We start from the raw sequence: 19,022 nt of genomic DNA, 5'->3' as shown, positions 1-19,022 counted from the left end.
CTCAGACCCCCTGACCGTCGTGCCTGGCCTGCGCCAGGGCGTCGAGTTCGCTGAGCACCGACACGGTCAACGCGTATGCCGTGCCCGGCTGTTCGTGGAGAATCCGATCAGCGCGGCGCAGTGCGACTTCGGCTCGTTTCAGCGCCCTGCCCCTCTGGCCGTCGGCGGTCGGCTCCGCCTGGAGCTGCTCGCGTCCCAGAAGATGAGTGGCCTCATTGAGCAACGCGGTCGCCGATGCGGCGAGTTCGGCGCTGCGGATCGGGTTCTGCTCGTACAGGTGATGCGCGGCGACCATGCATTCTGTGACGCGCTCCGTGACCGCCCACGACGGAGGGCGTTCCCGATCCGGTGCTTCCGGGTAGACGGCCTGGACGTCGTCCCACAGTCCCGGTCCCTCGCCCCCCGTCATGCGGCGCTGCCACACGTGCTCGAAGACGTGCTCCGCGAGCCGCACCAGCCGGTCGTACGCGGGCAGGTTGCGGGACAGAGCGCAGAGCTGGATCGTCCGTTTGAGCAGTTGGGCCGAGAAGTCGGTCATCGTCCATCGCATCGAGGGCCCCAGGGCCTCGCTGCCGTCCAGGGGCAGTGCGACTCCGGGACGATGAAGTGCGAGGGCCGCGTCCTCACGGGTCATGCGCGCGGTGATGCGGCCGCGGTCCGCGAGACGCTCCATCACGGCGACGGTGCGGGTGAGGTCCTCGTCGGTGGCCCGGCGGCGCACCAGGTCCTGGACGAGGATGGCGGCGACGGAGAGCGAGAAGTAGGGGGACTCCAACTGCCGGCCCGTGGTGCGCCAGGGGATGTCCTCCAGTGGCCAGCACTCGTCGGTGAAGCGGGCGATACCCGACCAGTACTGCTGGGTGATCTCCCACCGCAGTCGGAGGGCTTCGGCAAGCTTCTGCTGTTCCCAGTCGAGCAGGCCGAGGGTGAGGGTGCGGTCCGAGAACAGGTCCTGGATGCCGTCGAGGGCCACGACAGTGAAGTAGAGATGCGGTACGGGGGCCGCGATGCCCTGCGGTTGACTGCCGATGTCCGCGTCCACCTCCACCCAGGGCGCGTCCCTGACCAGGCTCCAGGACCAGCCGCACTCGAAGAGCATGCCTTCGTCACGAAGGGCTTCCTGCACGTCGATGCCCAGGAAGGGACCTTCACCGAGAGTGGTGCGGAGTGCCCCGAAACGACGCCGGAACTCCTGCGGGACGAGGCGCGCGGGCAACTGCCCCTGGCCGAGGAGTTCGCAGAGAGTGCGTCCCTCGGACGACCCCTCGTCGAAGACCTTGACGGTGAAGGAGCGCAACAGGCCGACCATCGCGGCGGTGAGCCGTCTGCCGCACGCGTTCCGGAGCTCCGCGATCAGGTGCAGCACGTCTCTGCGGCCTGTGTTCGTCTCGTACACCTTGAGGAAGCCGAGGGTGGCGAGGCAGAGGGTGACGGACATCGAGTAGGAGTCCACCACCTCGGCCTCCCGCTGTTCGGCGGTGAGTTGCCGGCCAGGGTCCTCGGGCGCGAAGTAGTGGCCGCCGGCGAACGTGGGCCTGCCGTCACGGCCGGTGTGCGCGTGCATGAAGTCGGCGACGGCCCCGATCAGGAGCGCGGGGATCTCCGTCCTTCCGCCGGCGCCGCCCAGGGCCCGCACCACGTCGTCCTGTGTGAGATCCGGGGTGTCCAGGCGGAATCCCGGGATCTCGGTGGCCGGATACATGAGACAGAGCAACCGCTCCGCATCGGCCACACTGCTGAGACCGCCCCACTCACCCCAGGACCATTCACCCCCGTCGAAGGAATTCCGGGCCGTCGCACGCCATATGTCCAACAGGTGCTGTCGCGGCTTGATCCGCATCCCCATCCCCCCTCAGAGATGACGTCATCCCGCCGAATCCGTCACACAGGCGTCAGGATCACGCAGGCCCCAGGCCACGATCATTCCCGAGTATCCCTCGCGCACCACATTCGGTTGCCCGATATGACGTGTCTCCAGTTTTCCCGTGTATCCCTCAATGCACTCCCGCACGTCCGCTTCACTGATGTCACACGCGGGGAAGTGCCAGTCCCCCACGTCGTATCCCCGGGAATGTTCCATGAAAGCGGCCGCGAAGGGCGCTCCGGGGACCAGGGCACGCATGAAGCTCTCCACCCCACGCCGGAACTCTTCGTGGGAGGTGGACAGTGACTCGGCCACGAAGAACATGGTGCCCACGGACCAGCGCCCCCGGCGACCGGCCAGGTCGAAGAGGTCGCCCTGTTCGACCCGTGCGGCCTGCCGGAACCGCACCCGCGGGTCGTCTCCCAGCGCGGTGTACGACTCGTCCTCGCACAGGACGTCCCAGAACTGATCCCAGTTCGCGTCGTACTCTGCCACCTGGCTTTTCAGGTAGACCACGTTCGCGGCCGAACGGTCCAGCAATGTGATCTCTTCGCACCAAGGAAGCATGGACAGGGCGGGATAGAGATTGGCCCCGGCACCCACGTCGATTCCCGCGATCCGGCGGCCCGGATTTCTACGGAAGTGATCGGAGAAATGGCGCCGGACGATGGAAACGATCTCCTGGTCCTCGTCAAGCATGTGGCGGTAGTTGTGATCAATGTAGGCGGCGGGGTCGAACGTGTCCCAGGCGACGTCCGCATTCAGTTGATCAATACCGTCCCCCGGCGATCTCGAATCCATGCCACAAGGTATCAACCACGTGGGGGAACCGGACGTCCTTCAGACACGATCCGAATCGACACACGATGCATGGGGGGCGCACTGGGGCAGTCAGGAATACAACTGCCGACCACCCCTTGAAGGGCCATATCGCGCCACGCGATGCTGTCCCGATGCCCGCCCTTCCCTGGGAGCCGCTCCCATCGGATTCCTGCTCCCGACCCTTGCAGGTACGAGGCGCCTCCGAGCAGGACCTGAACGCACTCCACCAACTGGACGCGGAGTTGTTCCCGGATTTCACGTACCCCTACTTCGTCCTGCGCCAGTTCTTCGACGTGTGCGCCAAGGACTTTCTCGTGCTCGACGACGGCTCGTCCCTCTGCGGATACGTACTGAGCGCGACAGCACCGGACCGTCGGAAGAGCTGGGTTCTGGGCCTGGGCGTCACGAAGAATCTGCGTGGGCAAGGGCTGGGGCGGCGGCTCATGGGCGAAGCACTCCACAGTCTGCGCGACCATGGCGTGCCCGAGGTGTGGCTCAGCGTCGAGCCCGCCAACGACACCGCGATCGCGTTGTACAGATCGCTGGGCTTCGTGCACCAGGGTTCGGAGAAGGGCTACTTCGGCCCGGGCGAGGACCGGCTCCTGATGATGCTGCGCCTGTGACGCGGAGACAGAGCGCTCACCGGTCCACGGACACCAGCCCCGCCTCGTACGCGATGATCACCAACTGGACCCGGTCCCGGGCGTCCAGCTTGGACAGCAGACGGGTGAGGTACGTCTTCGCCGTGGCCACGCTGATGAAGAGCCGCTCGGCTATCTCGGTGTTGGACAGGCCCGTGCCGACCAGGGTGAGGACCTCGCGCTCCCGGTCGGTGATGCCCTTCAACTCCCGTCGTGTCCGCGCCTGTTCGGGGTGGACCGCGGTGAAGTCGCGGATGAGACGGCGGGTGACGCCGGGTGCGATCAGGGCGTCGCCGGCCGCCACGACGCGGAGGGCGCCGATGATGTCGTCCAGCGCCATGTCCTTGACGAGGAAGCCGGACGCGCCCGCGCGCAGCGCCCCGTACACGTAGTCGTCGTCGTCGAACGTGGTGAGGACGACGACCCTCGACTCCCCGCCTCCGACGGTGATCCGGCGCGTCGCCTCGATGCCGTCCATGCCCGGCATGCGGATGTCCATGACGACGACGTCTGGGCTCAGTTCGGCCGTCAGGGTCACCGCCTCCTCGCCGTTCGCGGCCTCGCCCACCACCTCGACGTCCTCGATGTCGGCGATGACCATGCGCAGGGCCGTGCGGATGAGCTGCTGGTCGTCGGCCAGGACCACGCGGACCGGCATCACGGGGCCACCGCCGTCGCGGGGAGCGGAAGGCGGGCCGTCACCCGGAAGCCGCCCTCGGGCCTGGGTCCGGCGCTGAACTCGCCGTGCAGCAGGGCGACCCGCTCCCGCATGCCGAGAAGCCCGAAGCCCGTGTCGGTGGTGCTGCCTTGGCCCCGGCCGTCGTCCGTGACGTCGACGACGACCTCGCCGTCGCGGTGGTCGACGGTCACCCGGCAGGCCGTCGTGCCCGCGTGCCGCACGACGTTCGTCACCGACTCCTGGACGATGCGGAACGCGGACAGGTCGATGTCCGCGGGGAGCGGGCGCGGCTCGCCCCGCCGGCTGACCTCGACGCGCACGCCCGCGGCCGTCGTGACGGCGGCCAGCCGGTCGAGGTCGGCGAGCCCCTCCGCGGGGCGCAACCGCGACTCCTCCTCGTCCGAAGACGGACCGGTGCCGGGGCTCCGGGACCGGTCGGCCTCGCGCAGCGCGACCAGCATGCGCCGCAGCCCCGCCAGGGTCTCGCGGCCCGCCGTCTCCACCGCCGTCATCGCCTCGCGCGCCGCGTCCGGCCGGGTGTGGACGACCCGTGCCGCCGCCCCGGCCTGGAGGGCGACGATGCCGATACTGTGCGCGACCATGTCGTGCATCTCGCGGGCGATGCGCAGACGTTCGTCGGTGACGGCCTGGGCGGCGGCACGCACGCGCAGCGTCTCCGCGTACTCGCGGGTGCGGCGTGAGGCGTCCCCGAGCAGCCAGGAGACCACGGCGGTGAGCGCAACGGTCAGCCCCGCCAGCGTGCCGACGCCCCATCCGCACGCCAGCCGCACCGCGAGCCAGGCCACCAGCACGGCGAGGGACATGCCGAGCGCGACGACACCGGTCCGGTGCGGACGGCTGGCCGCGATGAAGTAGAGCGCGAGGTCGACGGCGAGGAACTGCGCCGACTGGATAGCCCCGACAGCCAGGTTGGTCGTCACGAAGGCCGCCGCCGTCAGCAGCAGGGCGAGGGCGGTCAGCGGCCGGCGGGACAGCTGACGGCCGGCCACCAGGGCCAGCGCGCAGGCGATCGCCAGGATCAACAGGCCGTCCCAGCGGAAGAACTGAGCTGCGACCTGCTCGCTGGGGGCCTCCTCGCCGGGCAGCCGCAGGCGTGCGAGGAAGGTGAACACGGCGCTCGCGCACCAGGCCACGGCCACCCACGCACCGGGCGGCACACGCTTGAGCAGGGGAAGGGGCGGCGTCACGTGCATGCGGTGATCGTAGGTGTGCGCCGTGCGCGCGGGCATCGTCCCGGGGACGTACGACCAGGGTCGGCATCCGCGCCCGGCCAATGTCCGCGCGGGGCCGATGCCCCCGGCCGCGCCGCGGCGGGACGGTGTTCTCGTGATCGAAGTCGATGAACTGACCAAACGCTACAAAGACACCGCGGCCGTACGGCAGTTGTCGTTCCGGGTGCGCCCCGGGCACGTCACCGGGTTCCTCGGCCCGAACGGTGCGGGCAAGACGACGACCCTGCGCATGCTCCTCGGCCTGGTCGCCCCGACCAGCGGCACCGCCACCGTCGACGGCCGGGCCTTCCGGGAGCGGCCGCGCGGACTGCGGCACGTCGGCGCGCTGCTCGACGCGGGCGACGTGCACGGCGGACGCAGCGCACGTGCCCATCTGTCGGCGCTGGCCCGCGGCAACCGCATCCCCTCCACGCGGGTCGACGAGGTGCTGGAGGAGGTGGGGCTGTCGGGCCCTGCGGCCGGGCGCCGCGTCGACGGATACTCCCTCGGCATGAAGCAGCGCCTCGGCATCGCGACGGCGCTGCTCGGCGACCCGCCGGTGCTGCTGTTCGACGAACCCCTCAACGGCCTCGACCCGGAGGGCGTGCGATGGGTGCGCGGACTCTTCCGGAGGCTCGCCGCGGAGGGCCGCACGGTGTTCGTCTCCAGCCACCTCATGTCCGAGATGGAGCACACCGCCGACCAGTTGATCGTCATCGGCCGGGGCGAACTGATCGCCGCGGAGAGCCTCACGGACTTCGCCGCACGTGGCACCCGGCTCACGGTGACGGTCCGCACGCCCGACACCGGACGGCTGGCCGCGGTGCTGTCCGCCGAGGGCGCGGCGGTCGCGCCGTACGACGAACGGACCCTGAAGGTGACGGCCCTGAGCGCGGCCCGCATCGGCGAACTCGCCCTCCACCACCGGATCCTGCTCGAAGAGCTGACCCCGCAGGCGGCGTCCCTGGAGGCCGCCTTCATGGAACTGACCGCCGACAGCGCCGAATTCCTCGCCGGAGACACCCGATGACGACCCTCGCCCCGCCCGCCGCCCGGTTCACGGACCTCCTCGCCGCCGAGTGGATCAAGATGCGGTCCCTGCGCTCGACGTACTGGGCGCTCGGCGCCGGAGCGCTGGCCGTCATCGCCTTCAACGCGAACGCGGCCCGGGTCGACGCCGGCGACCACCCCCGCTTCGACCCGTCGCAGCGGGACAGCGTCGTCGAACTGGCCCTGCGCGACGCGTTCACCGACGGCTCCGCGATGATCCTGCTCCTCGCCGTGGCGAGCATCGGCGCGGTCACCGTCGTCGGCGAGTACGCGACGGGGATGATCCGTACGACGTTCGCGGCGGTCCCCGACCGGCGGGCGGTGATGGCGGCGAAGGTGACGCTGGTGGCGGCCGTCATGACCGTGTACGGCGCGCTCGTCGCGGGCGTCTCCTTCGCCTCGACCCAGGCGATCCTGTCCACCCGGGGCGCCGGCGTCCCGATCGGTCACCCCGGCGCCTTCCGCGTCGTCGCCGCGTCCGCGCTGCTCGCCCCCGTCGGCGCGCTGGCCGGCATGGCCCTGGGCGCGCTGATCCGGCACAGCGCGACCACGATGGTCGCCACCACCGCCGTGCTCCTGCTGATCCCCGCGTTCATCACCGACCGCTACCGGTGGACGGCCGCCGTCCGGCATGCCCAGCCGATCAACGCCTGGTCACGGCTGGTCGACATCGACTACGGGCACAGCCCCTACACGCTGGTCCCGCGATACCAGGCGACCGTCGCGGGCGGCTGGACCACCTACGCGGCGTGGGCCGCGGTCGCCGCGGTCGTCACCGTGCTGTCGGTGGACCGCCGCGACGTGTGAGCCGGGCGCGGGCGGGCCGCGGCGGGGCGGGGTCGGCGAAGCGGCGTACGTAGCGGCGCTGCCACGGTGTCTCCACGGCGTGCCGGTCGTAGTGACGGCGCACGTAGTCCACGGCCTCGTGGGGCGGTACGCCGTCGAGGACCGCGAGGCAGGCGAGGGCCGTGCCCGTGCGGCCGCGGCCGCCGCCGCAGGCGATCTCGACGCGGCCGGTCTCCGCGCGGTGCCAGGCCCCGGTGAGGACGGTGCGGGCCTCCGCGTGGTCGGCGGGGAGGCGGAAGTCCGGCCAGCGCAGCCAGTGTGCGTCCCAGGGGGGCTCGGGGGGCCGCTTGCCGAGCAGGTACACGCCGTACGTCGGCCGCGCTCCGTCCGGTGCCGGCCCGTGGCGCAGCGCCCTTCCCCGTACCAGTCGGCCGGAGGGCAGCCGCAGCACGCCGGCGCCGTCCGGATCCCAAGTCCCTTCCATGCGGCCCAGCCTAGGCGCGCGGGCGGTCACCGGCGGGGTTCTCGCCCCCTCCGCCCCTGCCCGTCCCTTGTCCCTGGGGGCTCCGCCCCCGGACCCCCGGATCGGCCTGGACGGCCTCGTCCTCAAGCGCCGGACGGGCTGAAACAGCCCCTCCGTCGCTTGAGGAGCGGGGTCCGGGGCGCAGCCCCGGGTACGGGACGGGCAGGGGTGGAGGGGGCGAAGAACGCTGTCGCGGACGGGCAGCACCCGGGGACGCGGAGTCCCGGAGACGGCGAGTCCCGGAGACGGCGAGTCCCGGAGACGGCGAGTCCCGGGGACGGGGAGTTCCGGCCGAGGGCAGGAGACCCCCAGCCCGTCCGGCGTTTGAGGACGAGGCCGTCCAGGCCGATCGGGGTCCGGGGCGGAGCCCCAGGGATCCGGGACGTCGGGGCGGCGCCCGGGGTCAGCTCACGCCTCGGGTGGCCTGGGCGGCGCGGGACTCGATGCCGCGGAAGTGGTCGGCCATCGCCCGCTGCGCACCCTCGACGTCCCGGGCGCGCAGCGCGGTGACGATGTCGCGGTGGCGGCGGACGGTCACCTCGGGCGCCGGGTCGTCGGTCCAGCCGCGTACCCCCGCGACTCGCCGGAAGACGGTCCAGAAGGCACCGAGCAGCTGCGGCACCAGCGCGTTCCCCAGCGACGCGTACAGCAGCTCGTGGAACTCCCGGTCCAGTTCGGGGAAGGGCACGCCCTCGCGCCCCGCCTCCTCCATCCGGGCCACGACCTCTTCGAGCCGGTCGAGTTCCTCCTCCGAGAGCGTCGCGGCGACCCGGCGGATCAGCCCCTCCTCCAGTACCTCGCGGACCTGGAGGATCTCCGCGAGCGCACCCGTCTCGTCGTCCAGTTGGGCGAGTGTGCGGAAGGTGAGGCCGTCGACGAGGGGCGTCAGGGAGGCCTGGCCGACGTAGGTGCCGTAGCCGTGCCTGATCTCGACTATGTCGAGCGCCTGGAGGGCCTTGAGCGCCTCACGGACGGAGTTCCGGCTCACGCCGAGATCGGTCATCAGCTCGGTCTCGGTGGGCAGCGCCGCCCCGGCCGGAAGTTTGCGGTCGAGGATCAGCTGCATGACCTCGCGCTGGATCTGACTGCTCACCCGGCGCTCGGGCCGGCGCCGGTACCCGCTCTCCTCTGACATGCGCCGCATCGTACGCTCGCTGGACATCGGACGTCCCACCTCCGGGCTGATTAAACGCCAACTAGCCTGATTCTCACCGTCATTGGTCGCACCTGTGGAACATACGCCATTCGTGTGCGATCCCTTGACCGTCCTCACGGGCCCTCTTATGGTCACGCTGCCCCCTATGACGTAGGACGTCGTATCTCCCATCCGCTGGACCACTCCTTGCTGGAGGAACCGTGCGCGACGTGACCCACACTCCGACGCTGCACCGCCGGTCGTTCCTGAGGTACACCGGCGCACTCGGCGCGGCCGCCGCCCTCTCCTCGTCACTGGCGGCCTGCTCGTCCGGGCCGGAGTCCACGAACGACACCGGCGGCGGGGGCGGCGGCAAGGACGCCACCCTGACGGCCGTCATCGGCTACGGCAACGACGGCAGCTGGGACCCCACCCAGACCGCGTCCGCCTTCTGCATGGCCGCCAACAACCACATCTACGAGGGCCTGCTCGACACCGACCCCATCTCGCGGGAGCCGTACGCCGCGCTCGCCACCGAGGTGCCCTCCGACCTCGGCGGCACCTCCTGGAAGTTCACGCTGCGGGCGGGCGCCACGTTCCACGACGGCAAGCCGGTCACCGCCGACGACGTGGTCTTCGTCTTCGACCGCATCCTCGACCCGAAGACACAGACCCTCGCCAAGGGCTTCTTCGCGAGCTGGCTGAAGGAGGTCCGCAAGATCGACGCGCAGAACGTCGAACTGGTCCTCAAGTTCCCCTTCCCCGAGGGGATCTCCCGGCTCACCCTCGCGAAGATCATGCCGAAGCACGTGTTCTCGCAGCCGGGCGCCTGGGACGACGCGATCAAGGGCAAGGCCATCGGCTCGGGGCCGTACCGGCAGACCGCGCACCACCCGAAGTCGAACACCACCTTCGAGGCGTTCGCCGCCTACAACGGCCCGCGCAAGCCCGCGTTCAAGAAGATGAACTGGCTGACGATAGTGGATGCCGCACCCCGCGTCGCCAAGATCTCCGGGGCCAGCGCCGGCGCACAGATCGCCGACAACATCCCGTACGCCAACATCGAGCAGCTCAAGAAGGGCGGCATGGACGTCCAGGGCGGCGCGGGCATGAACAACCTCTTCCTCATGTTCAACACGAAGCACAAGCCCTTCGACGACGTGCGGGTGCGCCAGGCGCTGCACTACGCCATCGACACCGACAAGATGGTGGAGGTCGCCCTCAAGGGGCACGGCAAGCCGTCCTCGTCGTTCCTCAACGAGGCCAACCCGTCCTACCGGCCCGCGAAGACCGTCTACGGATACGACCCCGAGAAGGCCAAGAAGCTGCTGAAGGAGGCCGGGGTCAAGGGCCTGAAGATCGAGATCCTGGCCGTCAACGTCAGCTGGATCGTGGACTGCCTGCCGACCGTCAAGGCGTCCTGGGACGCCATCGGCGTGGAGACCACCCTGGCCCCGCAGGAGACCACGGCCGTCTTCACCAAGATGGACCAGAAGCAGGACTACCAGGTCGTCGCCGCCGCCTCGAACCCCAACCAGTTCGGCCTCGACGCCGACCTGATCATGCACTACAACTACGGCCCCGAGAACCTCTGGATGGGCTACGCCCGCTGGGCCGGCGACCCCGTCGCCAAGAAGCTCTTCAAGGACATGGACCAGGCGACGCAGGAACCGGACGCCGACAAGAAGAAGACGATGATCCAGGACTACATCGACATCGTCGCCGAACAGGCCGTGCTCTACCCGGTCGTGCACAACGAGCTGATGACGGCGTGGAACGCGAAACGGCTCACCGGGATAAGGGCACAGCCGTACCCCGGCATCAACCTGCTCCAGGCCAAGTGGGTCTAGGCGACGGAGGAGTCCGTACGTGGTCGCCATCACCAGGATCCTGCTGCGCCGCGTCGCACTGCTCGTGCCGCTGATGCTCGGGATCGTCCTGTTCGTGTTCCTCGTGATGCGGTTCTCCGACGTCGACCCGGCGTCGGCGTTCTTCCAGGGAGCCAACCCCACCCCGCAGCAACTGCACGACTTCCGGGAGCAGAACGGTCTGCTCGATCCGTTGCCCGTCCGCTACGCCCATTTCGTCGGGGACCTGCTCCACGGCGACATGGGCACCAGCGCGCTGACCCGCGCCCCGGTCCTCGAACAGGTCACCACCGCGCTGCCGCTCACCCTCCAGCTCACCTTCCTCGGGCTCGGCATCGCGGTGGTGCTCTCGCTGCTCGGCGGGGTCACCGCAGCGATCTACCGGGACCGGCTGCCCGACCAGATCATCCGCGTGGTCTCCCTGACCGGTGTCGCGGCTCCGGGCTTCTGGCTGGCCCTGCTGATGATCCAGTACCTGGCCGTCGACCAGGGCTGGTTCCCGACCGGCGGCTACGTCAACCCGGCCGACTCGCTCAGCGGCTGGCTGAAGACCATGACCCTGCCCGCTCTCGCGCTGTCACTGCCCGTCGCGGCCCAGCTCACCCGCATCGTGCGGACCTCGGTGGTCGAGGAGCTCGACAAGGACTACGTGCGCACCGCCGTCGGCAGCGGCCTGCCGCCCCGCGTGGTCGTCGGCCGCAACGTGCTGCGCAACGCCCTGATCAACCCGCTCACCGTGCTGGGTCTGCGCGTGGGATATCTGCTCGGCGGTGCCGTCGTCATCGAGACGATCTTCTCGCTGCCCGGCATGGGGAAGCTGATGATCGACGCCGTCAAGAACGGCGACCCGGCGGTCGTGCAGGGCGTCGTCCTGACCACCGCCACCGGCTTCGTGGTCGTGAACCTCGTCATCGACATCCTGTATCTGCTGGTCAACCCACGGCTGAGGGGCGCGACCTGATGCTCACCCGCAAGAACCTCACCGACGTCCTCGCCCGGCCCGGCATCCGGCTGCGCGGCCCGCGCCGGCTGCCGCTGCTGTCGAAGATCGCCTTCTGCTTCCTCGGGGTCGTCGTCCTGGCGGCCCTGTTCGCGCCGCTGCTGGCACCGGACGACCCGCTGGACCAGCAGCCGCTCGTCGACGGCACCGGCCACCCCTCGGGCGCGCACTGGATGGGACAGGACAGCCTCGGCCGCGACATCCTCAGCCGGCTGATGTACGGGGCGCGCTGGTCCCTCGCGATCGGACTGGGGGCGACCGCGCTCGCCCTCGTCGTGGGAGCGCTCATCGGCGCCGTGGCCGCGACCTCGCGCAAGGCCGTCGACGAGACGCTGATGCGCTGTCTGGACGTCGTGATGGCGTTCCCCGGCATCGCGCTCGCCGCCGTCCTCGTCGCCGTCTTCGGCGGCGGCATCACCGTGCTGATCTGCGCGATCGCGTTCCTGTTCACGCCGCCGGTGGCCCGTGTCGTCCGGGCCAACGTGCTCGACCAGTACGGCGAGGACTACGTGATGGCCGAGCACGTCATCGGCGCCCGCACCCCGCACATCGTCGTCCGGCACGTCGCCGTCAACTGCGCGGCACCCGTGCTGGTGTTCTGCACCGTGCAGGTCGCCGAGGCCATCGTCTTCGAGGCGTCGCTGTCGTTCATCGGCGCGGGCGTGCGGCCCCCGGACCCGTCGTGGGGCAGTGTCATCGCGGACGGCAAGAACATGGTCCTGACCGGCGGCTGGTGGGCCACCGTCTTCCCGGGCCTGCTGATGCTGATCACCGTGCTGTCGCTGAACATCCTCTCCGAGGGGGTCTCCGACGCGTGGGCGGCTCCGGCGGCCAGGGACGTGGCGGTGTCCGGGGCGGGCGACCGGCTGGAGGTGCCCGAGCCCGGCAGTGGCGAGGTCGTCGCCCTTCCCGGCCTCGCGGAGGCCGCCGCGCGGCTGCGCGCACGGGCCCGCCCGCTGCCGTCCGGCGGACAGCCGGTGCTCGCCGTGGAGAACCTGGCCATCGGCTTCGACGCCCGCCACGGCGGTGTCGACATCGTCGACGGCATCAGCTTCGAGGTGCAGCCCGGGGAGGTGCTCGGCCTGGTCGGCGAATCCGGCTGCGGCAAGTCGCTGACGGCGCTGACGATCATGGGCCTGGAACCGCAGGGCGCCCGCGTGCGGGGCCATGTCCGTTTCAGTCAGCGGCAGTTGATCGGCGAACCGATGCGGGTGCGGCGCCGGCTGCTGGGCCACGAGATGGCCATGGTCTACCAGGACGCGCTGTCGTCCCTGAACCCGGCCATGACGATCAGGGCACAGCTGAAGCAGGTGGTGCGGCGCGGCGGCAGACGCTCGCCCGCCGAACTGCTGGAACTGGTCGGCCTGGACCCCGAACGCACCCTGCACAGCTACCCGCACGAGCTGTCCGGCGGCCAGCGCCAGCGCGTCCTGATCGCGATGGCCCTGTCCCGCAGCCCCAGGCTGATCGTGGCCGACGAACCGACGACGGCGCTGGACGTGACCGTGCAGGCGCAGGTCGTCGAACTGCTGCTGCGGCTGCGTGCGGAACTGGGTTTCGCGCTGATCCTCGTCTCGCACGACCTGGCGCTCGTCTCCGCGGTCACCGACCGGGTGATCGTGATGTACGGCGGGCAGATCGTCGAGACCGGGGTGACCGCCGACCTCGTGGAGGCCCCCGCGCACCACTACACGCGCGGGCTGCTGGGCAGTGTCCTGTCGCTGGAGTCGGCGGCCGAGCGGATGACGCAGATCAAGGGGGTCGTGCCCTCCCCCGCCGACTTCCCGGCCGGCTGCCGCTTCGCCGACCGCTGCCCGCTGGCGAGCGAGGTGTGCCGGACGACGGCCCCGGACCTGCTGGGCACGCCCGCGCACACGGCCGCCTGCCATCATCCGGCCGTCGACCTGGTCACCACGGAGAGCGAGGCGGTCACGTGAGCACGCCGGCAGAGCGGTCCGTCCGCCCGATCGTCGAGCTGGCCGACACGCACGTCGTCCACAAGGCCCGCAGCGGCGGGCTGTTCACCCGGGACAGGGTGTACGCGCTGACCGGCGCCGACCTCACCGTCGCGCCCGGCGAGACGGTCGGCGTCGTCGGCGAGTCCGGCTGCGGCAAGTCGACGCTCGCGAAGGTCCTGGTCGGTGTGCAGCGGCCGACGTCCGGCAGCGTCACCTTCGGGGGCCGGGACCTGTGGGCCATGGGTCCGGCCGAGCGGCGCACCGCGGTCGGCAGCAGCACCGGCATGATCTTCCAGGACCCGTCGACCGCGCTGAACCGCCGGCTGACCGTACGGCAGTCCCTGCGCGACCCCCTGGACGTGCACCGGCGCGGCACCACCGCCGAACGCAACGACCGGGTAAGGGAGCTGATGGCACTCGTCGGGCTGCCGCGCGCCCTCGCGGACGCCCTGCCGGGCCAGCTGTCAGGCGGCCAGCGCCAGCGCGTCGCCATCGCGCGGGCACTCGCCCTGGACCCGGACCTCGTCGTGGCCGACGAGCCGACGAGCGCGCTGGACGTGTCGGTGCGCGCACAGATCCTCAACCTCCTCCTCGATCTGAAGGAACGCCTCGGTCTTGCCATGGTGTTCGTCTCGCACGACATCCAGACGGTCCGGCGGATGAGCGACCGGGTGATCACGATGTATCTCGGCCGGATCGTGGAGGAATCGCCCGCCGACGAGGTCACCGACCGCTCCCGGCACCCGTACACGCGGGCGCTGTTCTCCGCCACCCCCGGGCTCCTCGACCCCATCGACCCCATCCCGCTGGCCGGTCCCGTCCCTTCCGCGACCCGGCCGCCCAGCGGCTGCCCGTTCCGCACCCGCTGCTGGCGGGCGGACGACGTGTGCGCGGACACGATGCCCGGACCGACGGCCGCGTCGGCCCCCGGACACCGCTTCCGGTGTCACCATCCTGTGGAGGAGGGCCGGTCGACGCGCGCCCTGGTCGCGCAGGCAGAGTCCGCCGCCCCGGCCACCGCCGAGGCCGACGTCCCGTTCCAGCAGCACATCAGGGAGCCTTCATGACCGTCCCCGCCCCGCTGACCGGTGTCGTACCGCCCGTCTGCACCCCCCTGACACCGGAACGCGAGGTGGACGTCCCCTCGCTCCTCAGGCTCGTCGACCATCTGGTGGAGGGGGGTGTGCACGGACTGTTCGTCCTCGGCTCCACCTCGGAGGCGGCCTATCTGACGGATCCGCAGCGCCGTCTCGTGGTCGAGACCGTGGCCGGGCACGTCGCCGGACAGCTGCCCGTCCTCGCGGGCGCGATCGACATGACCACTCCGCGGGTCCTGTCCCATGCCGCCGCCGTCACCGCCGCCGGGGCCGACGCGATCGTCGCGACCGCGCCCTTCTACACCCGCACCCATCCCGCGGAGATCGCCCGCCACTACCGCGTGATCGCCGAGCGGACGGACGTGCCCGTCTTCGCCTACGACCTGCCCGTGTCCGTCCACACCAAGCTGAGCTCCGAGCTGCTCCTGGGACTCGCCGCCGACGGGGTCCTCGCCGGGGTCAAGGACTCCAGCGGGGACCTCGGCGCGTTCCGTTCCGTCGTCACGGGTGCCCGCGCCCACCCCGACATCCGCGGGTTCGCCCTTCTCACCGGGTCCGAGCTCGTCGTCGACTCGGCGCTCGCCCTCGGGGCCGACGGCGCGGTGCCCGGTCTCGCGAACGTCGATCCCGAGGGGTACGTACGGCTGTTCCTGCGGTGCGGGGAAGGGGACTGGGCGGGGGCGCGGGTCGAACAGGAGCGGCTGTGCGCGCTGTTCGGGCTGGTCGGTGTCGGGGACCCCGCTCGGATGGGCGGGAGTTCCTCGGCACTGGGCGCCTTCAAGGCGGCGCTGCACCTGCGGGGCGTCATCGCGTGCCCCGCCACGGCCGAGCCGCAGATCCCCCTCTCCGAGGGCGAGACCGAGCGGGTCGGCAAGTACCTGGCCGCAGCAGGCCTGTTGTAGTGACCTTCGCCCGCCCCGGAGCCGCTGCCCGTCCGGTGTCCGAGGAGCGTGGCCCGGGGCGGGGAACGCCTACCCCAGCAGGTCGCCCACCGGCACCCGGCGGAACTCGATCGTGTCGTACGTGCCCGTCGTCCCGGTCTCGTACAGGAGCCCCACCCGGCGCGGGCCGAGCTGGACGAGATCGGAGTACGCGGCCCGCAGGGTGGAGAGGGTGAGCGCCTTGGTGAAGGTCGCGCCCGCGTCCGTGCTCCGCCACACCGCCATCGTCTGCCGGGCGGTCGGTACGGAGGGGCCGCTGAAGAGGAGGGGCGCGCCCCGCCCGCGGAGCTGGAGGACAGCACCCTGGACGACGGGGACGTCGTTCAGGTCGGGCTGGACGGCGTAGGGCCGGTCGAGGGTCTCGCCGCCGTCGCCGGAGTAGGAGTCGAGCCGGTTCCCTGCGCTCGTGCCGTTCTGGTCGCGCGAGGTGAAGTAGATGCGCCCGTCGGGCAGTTCGGCGGCCATGCTCTCGTTGGAGTTGACCGCCCCGTCGTAGGAGTCGTCGACGAAGCCCAGCTTCCAGGTGGCGCCGCCGTCGTCGCTGTAGAGGGCGTGGGCGCCGTAGTACTTGGCCTCCTGTCCGGTGTCGGCGGAGCCGGCGGGCGGGGCTGCGGAGTGGTTGGCGGGGACGACGAGGCGCCCGGTGTGAGGACCGTGCCGGAGGGCGATGGCGTGCCCGGGGCCGGTGGCGTACCACCGCCAGCCGGGCAGTTTCGTGTCCGCCGTGATGTCCCGCGGGGCGCTGAAGTGCCGGCCGTCGTCGCGGCTGGTCTGCACGAAGACGCGCCGGCTCTGCTCCGCGGTGACCTCGCCCCGCATGATCTGGGCCTCGGTCACGGCACCGCTGTTGTAGGACGTGAGGAGGACGATCCGGCCGGTCCTCGGGTCGACGACCGGCGCGGGGTTGCCGCGGGTGTCGCCGTCCCCGGAGGCCACCACCTGAAGCGGGCCCCAGGTGCAGCCGCCGTCGACGGAGCGTCTGAGGACGACGTCGATGTTCCCCGTGTCGCCCGCGCCGTTGTGTCTTCCCTCGGCGAAGGCCAGCACGGTACCCGCGGCGGTCGTGACGGTCGCCGGGATGCGGTAGGTGTCGTAGCCTTCCAGGCCCGCGGTGTACGGCACGGAGGACGTGCAGCCGCGGGGGGCGCGCGGGGCGGCGGTGGCGGTGCCGGTGCCGGTGCCGGTGACCACGAGAGCGGCGAGGAGTCCGGCGGCTGCCGCCGACGCGGCCGTGCGGCGGGTGAAGGTCATGACACTCCCTGGGGCTGGATCGGACCACAGTGGACATGGGACGTGTGACATGGGATGTCCACAGAACGTAGTGCGCCCGGAGCGGCACGACAACATCCTTGTGCACACGGCGTGTTGACGAGACGTCAGTCGACATGCCCCGGCCCGCCGGGCAAGCGGCGCGACGTCAGTCCAGGTCCGGGGCGCCGGGGGTGACGAGACCCGACTCGTACGCGACGATCACCAACTGGGCACGGTCGCGGGCGCCCAGCTTGCCCATGATGCGGCTGACATGGGTCTTCGCGGTGAGCGGGCTGAGCCCCAACGCACCCGCGATCTCGGCGTTGTTGAGGCCGCGGGCGACCAGTGTCAGCACCTCGCGCTCGCGGTCGGACAGGCCGTCGGGGCCGCCCACCGTGGGCGCCGACAGCGCCGGGCCGCGCAGGAAGCGCGCGATCAGCCGGGCGGTCGGGCCGGGCGAGAGCAGTGCCTCGCCCGCGGCCACCGTGCGGATGGCGTCGAGGAGTTCGGCGGGCCTGGTGTCCTTGACCAGGAAGCCGGAGGCGCCCGCGCGCAACGCCTCCGCGATGTGCTCGTCGGTGTCGTACGTGGTCAGGACGAGGACCCTGACGTCGGCGAGGTCCTTGTCGGCGGCGATGAGACGGGTCGCCTCGATGCCGTCCAGGTCGGGCATGCGGATGTCCATGACGATCAGGTCGGCCCGGGCGCTGCGGGCCAGCGCCACGGCCTCCCGTCCGGTGGCCGCCTGGCCGACGACCTCCATGTCGCGCGCCGATTCGACGAGCAGGGCGAACGCGGCCCGTACGAGGGTCTGGTCGTCGGCGAGGAGTACACGGATGGTCATCGGCACTCTCCTTCCGCGGGCCCGGACGTCCGCGCGGGGGCCGGTCCTGGCGCCTGCCGCGCGGCGGCACCGCTCCCCAGCGGCAGCACCGCCGACACCGCGAACCCGCCGCCCTCGCGCGGCCCGGCGTCCAGGGTTCCGCCCACGCTGCGCACCCGCTCCCGCATCCCGACGAGCCCGAAACCGGGCGGGGCGTCCGGGGCCCCCACGCCGTCGTCCGTGACCGTGACGCGCAGCGCCCAGTCCTCCGTGTGCAGGAGGACGCGGACGTGCGCGCCGGGGCCCGCGTGCCGGACCGCGTTGGTGAGGGCCTCCTGCACGACGCGGTAGGCGGCGGCGCCCACGGCGGACGGGACGCCGGCCGCCGGGGCGGCGACGTCCGCCGTCACCCGGGCGCCCGCGGTGCGTGCCGCCGCGACGAGGTCGGGCACGCCGTCCAGACCGGGCAGCGGGCCGCGGCCGTCGCCGCCGAGCTCCGAGGCGCGCAGCACCTCCAGTGTGGTGCGCAGTTCACCGCGGGCGGTGCGGCAGGTCTCGGCGATGTCGTCCAGGGCCCCGGCGACCGCGGTGCGGTCGAGGCGGTCGGGGTCGGCGGTCAGGACGTGTGCGGCGACGGCGGTCTGCACGCCGATCAGCGTGATGCTGTGGGCGAGCAGGTCGTGCAGGTCCCGGGCGATGCGCAGGCGTTCCTCGGCGACCCGGCGGCGCGCCTCCTCCTCGCGGGTGCGTTCGGCGCGTTCGGCGCGTTCGACGACCGAGGAGACGTACTGGCGGTGCACGCGCACATAGCCGCCGCAGAGCAGCACCGCGACGATCCAGCCGGCGATCCGCAGGCTCTCGGCGACGCCCGCCATGCCGTCGGAGGTCTTCAGCACGACCATGGTGCCGATGACCGAGACCCCGGTGAGCACCGCGCGCAACGGCCGGCCGGTCGCCGCCACCGTGTAGAGCGCGACGAGTGTGGCGCCCAGCGGTGCGGTGTGGTTGTAGTCGTGCGCGTGGTACGTCGCGATGACGGGGACCATGACGCACAGCACCAGCAGGGGCGCCCGGCGGCGCCACACCAGCGGGACGTGGGCGAGGAGCAGCAGGGTCCAGCCGAGCGTGTCGGGCCGCCGGTGGCTGTCCGGGAGGGCCAGGCCCAGGGCGACGGCGAGGGCCGCCAGCACGGCGGCGCGGTAGGCGTCGTTGCGGACCGCGTGCGGGGAGGGGCCGCCGGACATGCGGGCGACGAGGGCCCGCAGCCGCTCGCCGGCGCGCGATCGCCGGCCCGCCGTCCTCGCGGACTCCGCCCCCGCCGCCGTGCCCGTGGGGCGTGCCGGTGTCGTGAC

The 19,022-nt window shown here is 71.6% G+C and carries 17 protein-coding genes; 8 read left to right on the top strand and 9 right to left on the bottom strand.

Annotation, left to right across the window (positions count from 1 at the left end; all coding sequences use genetic code 11):
* Position 1: 1 nt before the first annotated feature.
* Both ABEB03_RS05795 and ABEB03_RS05790 read right to left on the bottom strand, forming a co-directional pair.
* The gene (locus ABEB03_RS05795; protein WP_345642155.1) at positions 2–1,840 is read right to left on the bottom strand and encodes an SCO2524 family protein; all 1,839 of its coding nucleotides are present in this window, start codon (positions 1,838–1,840) and stop codon (positions 2–4) included.
* A gap of 24 nt (positions 1,841–1,864) precedes the next feature.
* Positions 1,865–2,665 (bottom strand): SCO2525 family SAM-dependent methyltransferase, encoded by an 801-nt coding sequence (locus ABEB03_RS05790; RefSeq protein WP_345642152.1) that lies wholly within the window; start codon positions 2,663–2,665, stop codon positions 1,865–1,867.
* Positions 2,666–2,868: 203 nt separating this feature from the next.
* On the opposite strand from ABEB03_RS05790, the gene ABEB03_RS05785 reads away from it, so the two are divergent.
* Positions 2,869–3,309, top strand: coding sequence for a GNAT family N-acetyltransferase (locus tag ABEB03_RS05785; protein WP_345642149.1), 441 nt, complete (start codon positions 2,869–2,871; stop codon positions 3,307–3,309).
* Positions 3,310–3,325: 16 nt separating this feature from the next.
* Here ABEB03_RS05785 and ABEB03_RS05780 read toward each other — a convergent pair whose 3' ends face one another.
* Complete coding sequence (locus tag ABEB03_RS05780; RefSeq protein WP_345642146.1) at positions 3,326–3,985, bottom strand: response regulator transcription factor; 660 nt, start codon at positions 3,983–3,985, stop codon at positions 3,326–3,328.
* Positions 3,985–5,220, bottom strand: a complete 1,236-nt coding sequence (locus ABEB03_RS05775) for a sensor histidine kinase (protein WP_345642143.1) — start codon at positions 5,218–5,220, stop codon at positions 3,985–3,987. Before ABEB03_RS05775 ends, ABEB03_RS05780 begins: the two co-directional genes overlap by 1 nt.
* 133 nt (positions 5,221–5,353) lie before the next feature.
* Between ABEB03_RS05775 and ABEB03_RS05770 the strand changes: the two genes are divergently transcribed.
* Together ABEB03_RS05770 and ABEB03_RS05765 are read left to right on the top strand one after the other, a co-directional pair.
* The gene (locus tag ABEB03_RS05770) at positions 5,354–6,268 is read left to right on the top strand and encodes an ATP-binding cassette domain-containing protein (RefSeq protein WP_345642140.1); all 915 of its coding nucleotides are present in this window, start codon (positions 5,354–5,356) and stop codon (positions 6,266–6,268) included.
* The gene (locus ABEB03_RS05765; protein ID WP_345642137.1) at positions 6,265–7,095 is read left to right on the top strand and encodes an ABC transporter permease; all 831 of its coding nucleotides are present in this window, start codon (positions 6,265–6,267) and stop codon (positions 7,093–7,095) included. The genes ABEB03_RS05770 and ABEB03_RS05765 overlap by 4 nt, the downstream gene beginning before the upstream one ends.
* Here ABEB03_RS05765 and ABEB03_RS05760 read toward each other — a convergent pair.
* Positions 7,061–7,558 (bottom strand): protein-tyrosine phosphatase family protein, encoded by a 498-nt coding sequence (locus tag ABEB03_RS05760; RefSeq protein WP_345642134.1) that lies wholly within the window; start codon positions 7,556–7,558, stop codon positions 7,061–7,063. The genes ABEB03_RS05765 and ABEB03_RS05760 overlap by 35 nt on opposite strands.
* A gap of 442 nt (positions 7,559–8,000) precedes the next feature.
* Complete coding sequence (locus ABEB03_RS05755) at positions 8,001–8,741, bottom strand: FadR/GntR family transcriptional regulator (RefSeq protein ID WP_345644101.1); 741 nt, start codon at positions 8,739–8,741, stop codon at positions 8,001–8,003.
* A gap of 212 nt (positions 8,742–8,953) precedes the next feature.
* Here ABEB03_RS05755 and ABEB03_RS05750 point away from each other — a divergent pair, with 212 nt between their 5' ends.
* From ABEB03_RS05750 to ABEB03_RS05730, 5 genes are read left to right on the top strand one after another with little or no spacing between them, the layout of a single operon-like run.
* Positions 8,954–10,582: an ABC transporter substrate-binding protein gene (locus ABEB03_RS05750; RefSeq protein ID WP_345642131.1), complete on the top strand. Its 1,629-nt coding sequence runs from the start codon at positions 8,954–8,956 to the stop codon at positions 10,580–10,582.
* 19 nt (positions 10,583–10,601) lie between these two features.
* Positions 10,602–11,561: an ABC transporter permease gene (locus ABEB03_RS05745; protein ID WP_028804592.1), complete on the top strand. Its 960-nt coding sequence runs from the start codon at positions 10,602–10,604 to the stop codon at positions 11,559–11,561.
* On the top strand, positions 11,561–13,537 hold the full coding sequence (locus tag ABEB03_RS05740) for a dipeptide/oligopeptide/nickel ABC transporter permease/ATP-binding protein (RefSeq protein ID WP_345642126.1): 1,977 nt from the start codon (positions 11,561–11,563) through the stop codon (positions 13,535–13,537). The genes ABEB03_RS05745 and ABEB03_RS05740 overlap by 1 nt, the downstream gene beginning before the upstream one ends.
* A complete protein-coding gene (locus tag ABEB03_RS05735) occupies positions 13,534–14,625 on the top strand; it encodes an ABC transporter ATP-binding protein (protein ID WP_345642121.1) in 1,092 nt (363 codons plus the stop codon). The genes ABEB03_RS05740 and ABEB03_RS05735 overlap by 4 nt, the downstream gene beginning before the upstream one ends.
* A complete protein-coding gene (locus ABEB03_RS05730) occupies positions 14,622–15,557 on the top strand; it encodes a dihydrodipicolinate synthase family protein (protein ID WP_345642116.1) in 936 nt (311 codons plus the stop codon). The genes ABEB03_RS05735 and ABEB03_RS05730 overlap by 4 nt, the downstream gene beginning before the upstream one ends.
* Positions 15,558–15,626: 69 nt before the next feature.
* Here the strand turns inward: ABEB03_RS05730 and ABEB03_RS05725 are convergent, their stop codons facing one another.
* From ABEB03_RS05725 to ABEB03_RS05715, 3 genes are all read right to left on the bottom strand, one after another.
* Positions 15,627–16,847 (bottom strand): sialidase family protein, encoded by a 1,221-nt coding sequence (locus ABEB03_RS05725; protein ID WP_345642113.1) that lies wholly within the window; start codon positions 16,845–16,847, stop codon positions 15,627–15,629.
* A 166-nt stretch (positions 16,848–17,013) separates the two neighbouring features.
* Positions 17,014–17,691 (bottom strand): response regulator transcription factor, encoded by a 678-nt coding sequence (locus tag ABEB03_RS05720; RefSeq protein WP_345642110.1) that lies wholly within the window; start codon positions 17,689–17,691, stop codon positions 17,014–17,016.
* The gene (locus ABEB03_RS05715; RefSeq protein ID WP_345644098.1) at positions 17,688–18,914 is read right to left on the bottom strand and encodes a sensor histidine kinase; all 1,227 of its coding nucleotides are present in this window, start codon (positions 18,912–18,914) and stop codon (positions 17,688–17,690) included. The genes ABEB03_RS05720 and ABEB03_RS05715 overlap by 4 nt, the downstream gene beginning before the upstream one ends.
* Positions 18,915–19,022: the final 108 nt, after the last annotated feature.

The organism is Streptomyces siamensis (genome assembly GCF_039543605.1).
GTDB lineage: Bacteria > Actinomycetota > Actinomycetes > Streptomycetales > Streptomycetaceae > Streptomyces > Streptomyces siamensis.
Note: the sequence above shows the minus strand (reverse complement) of the source record. Positions and strands in the feature narration are given on the sequence as shown.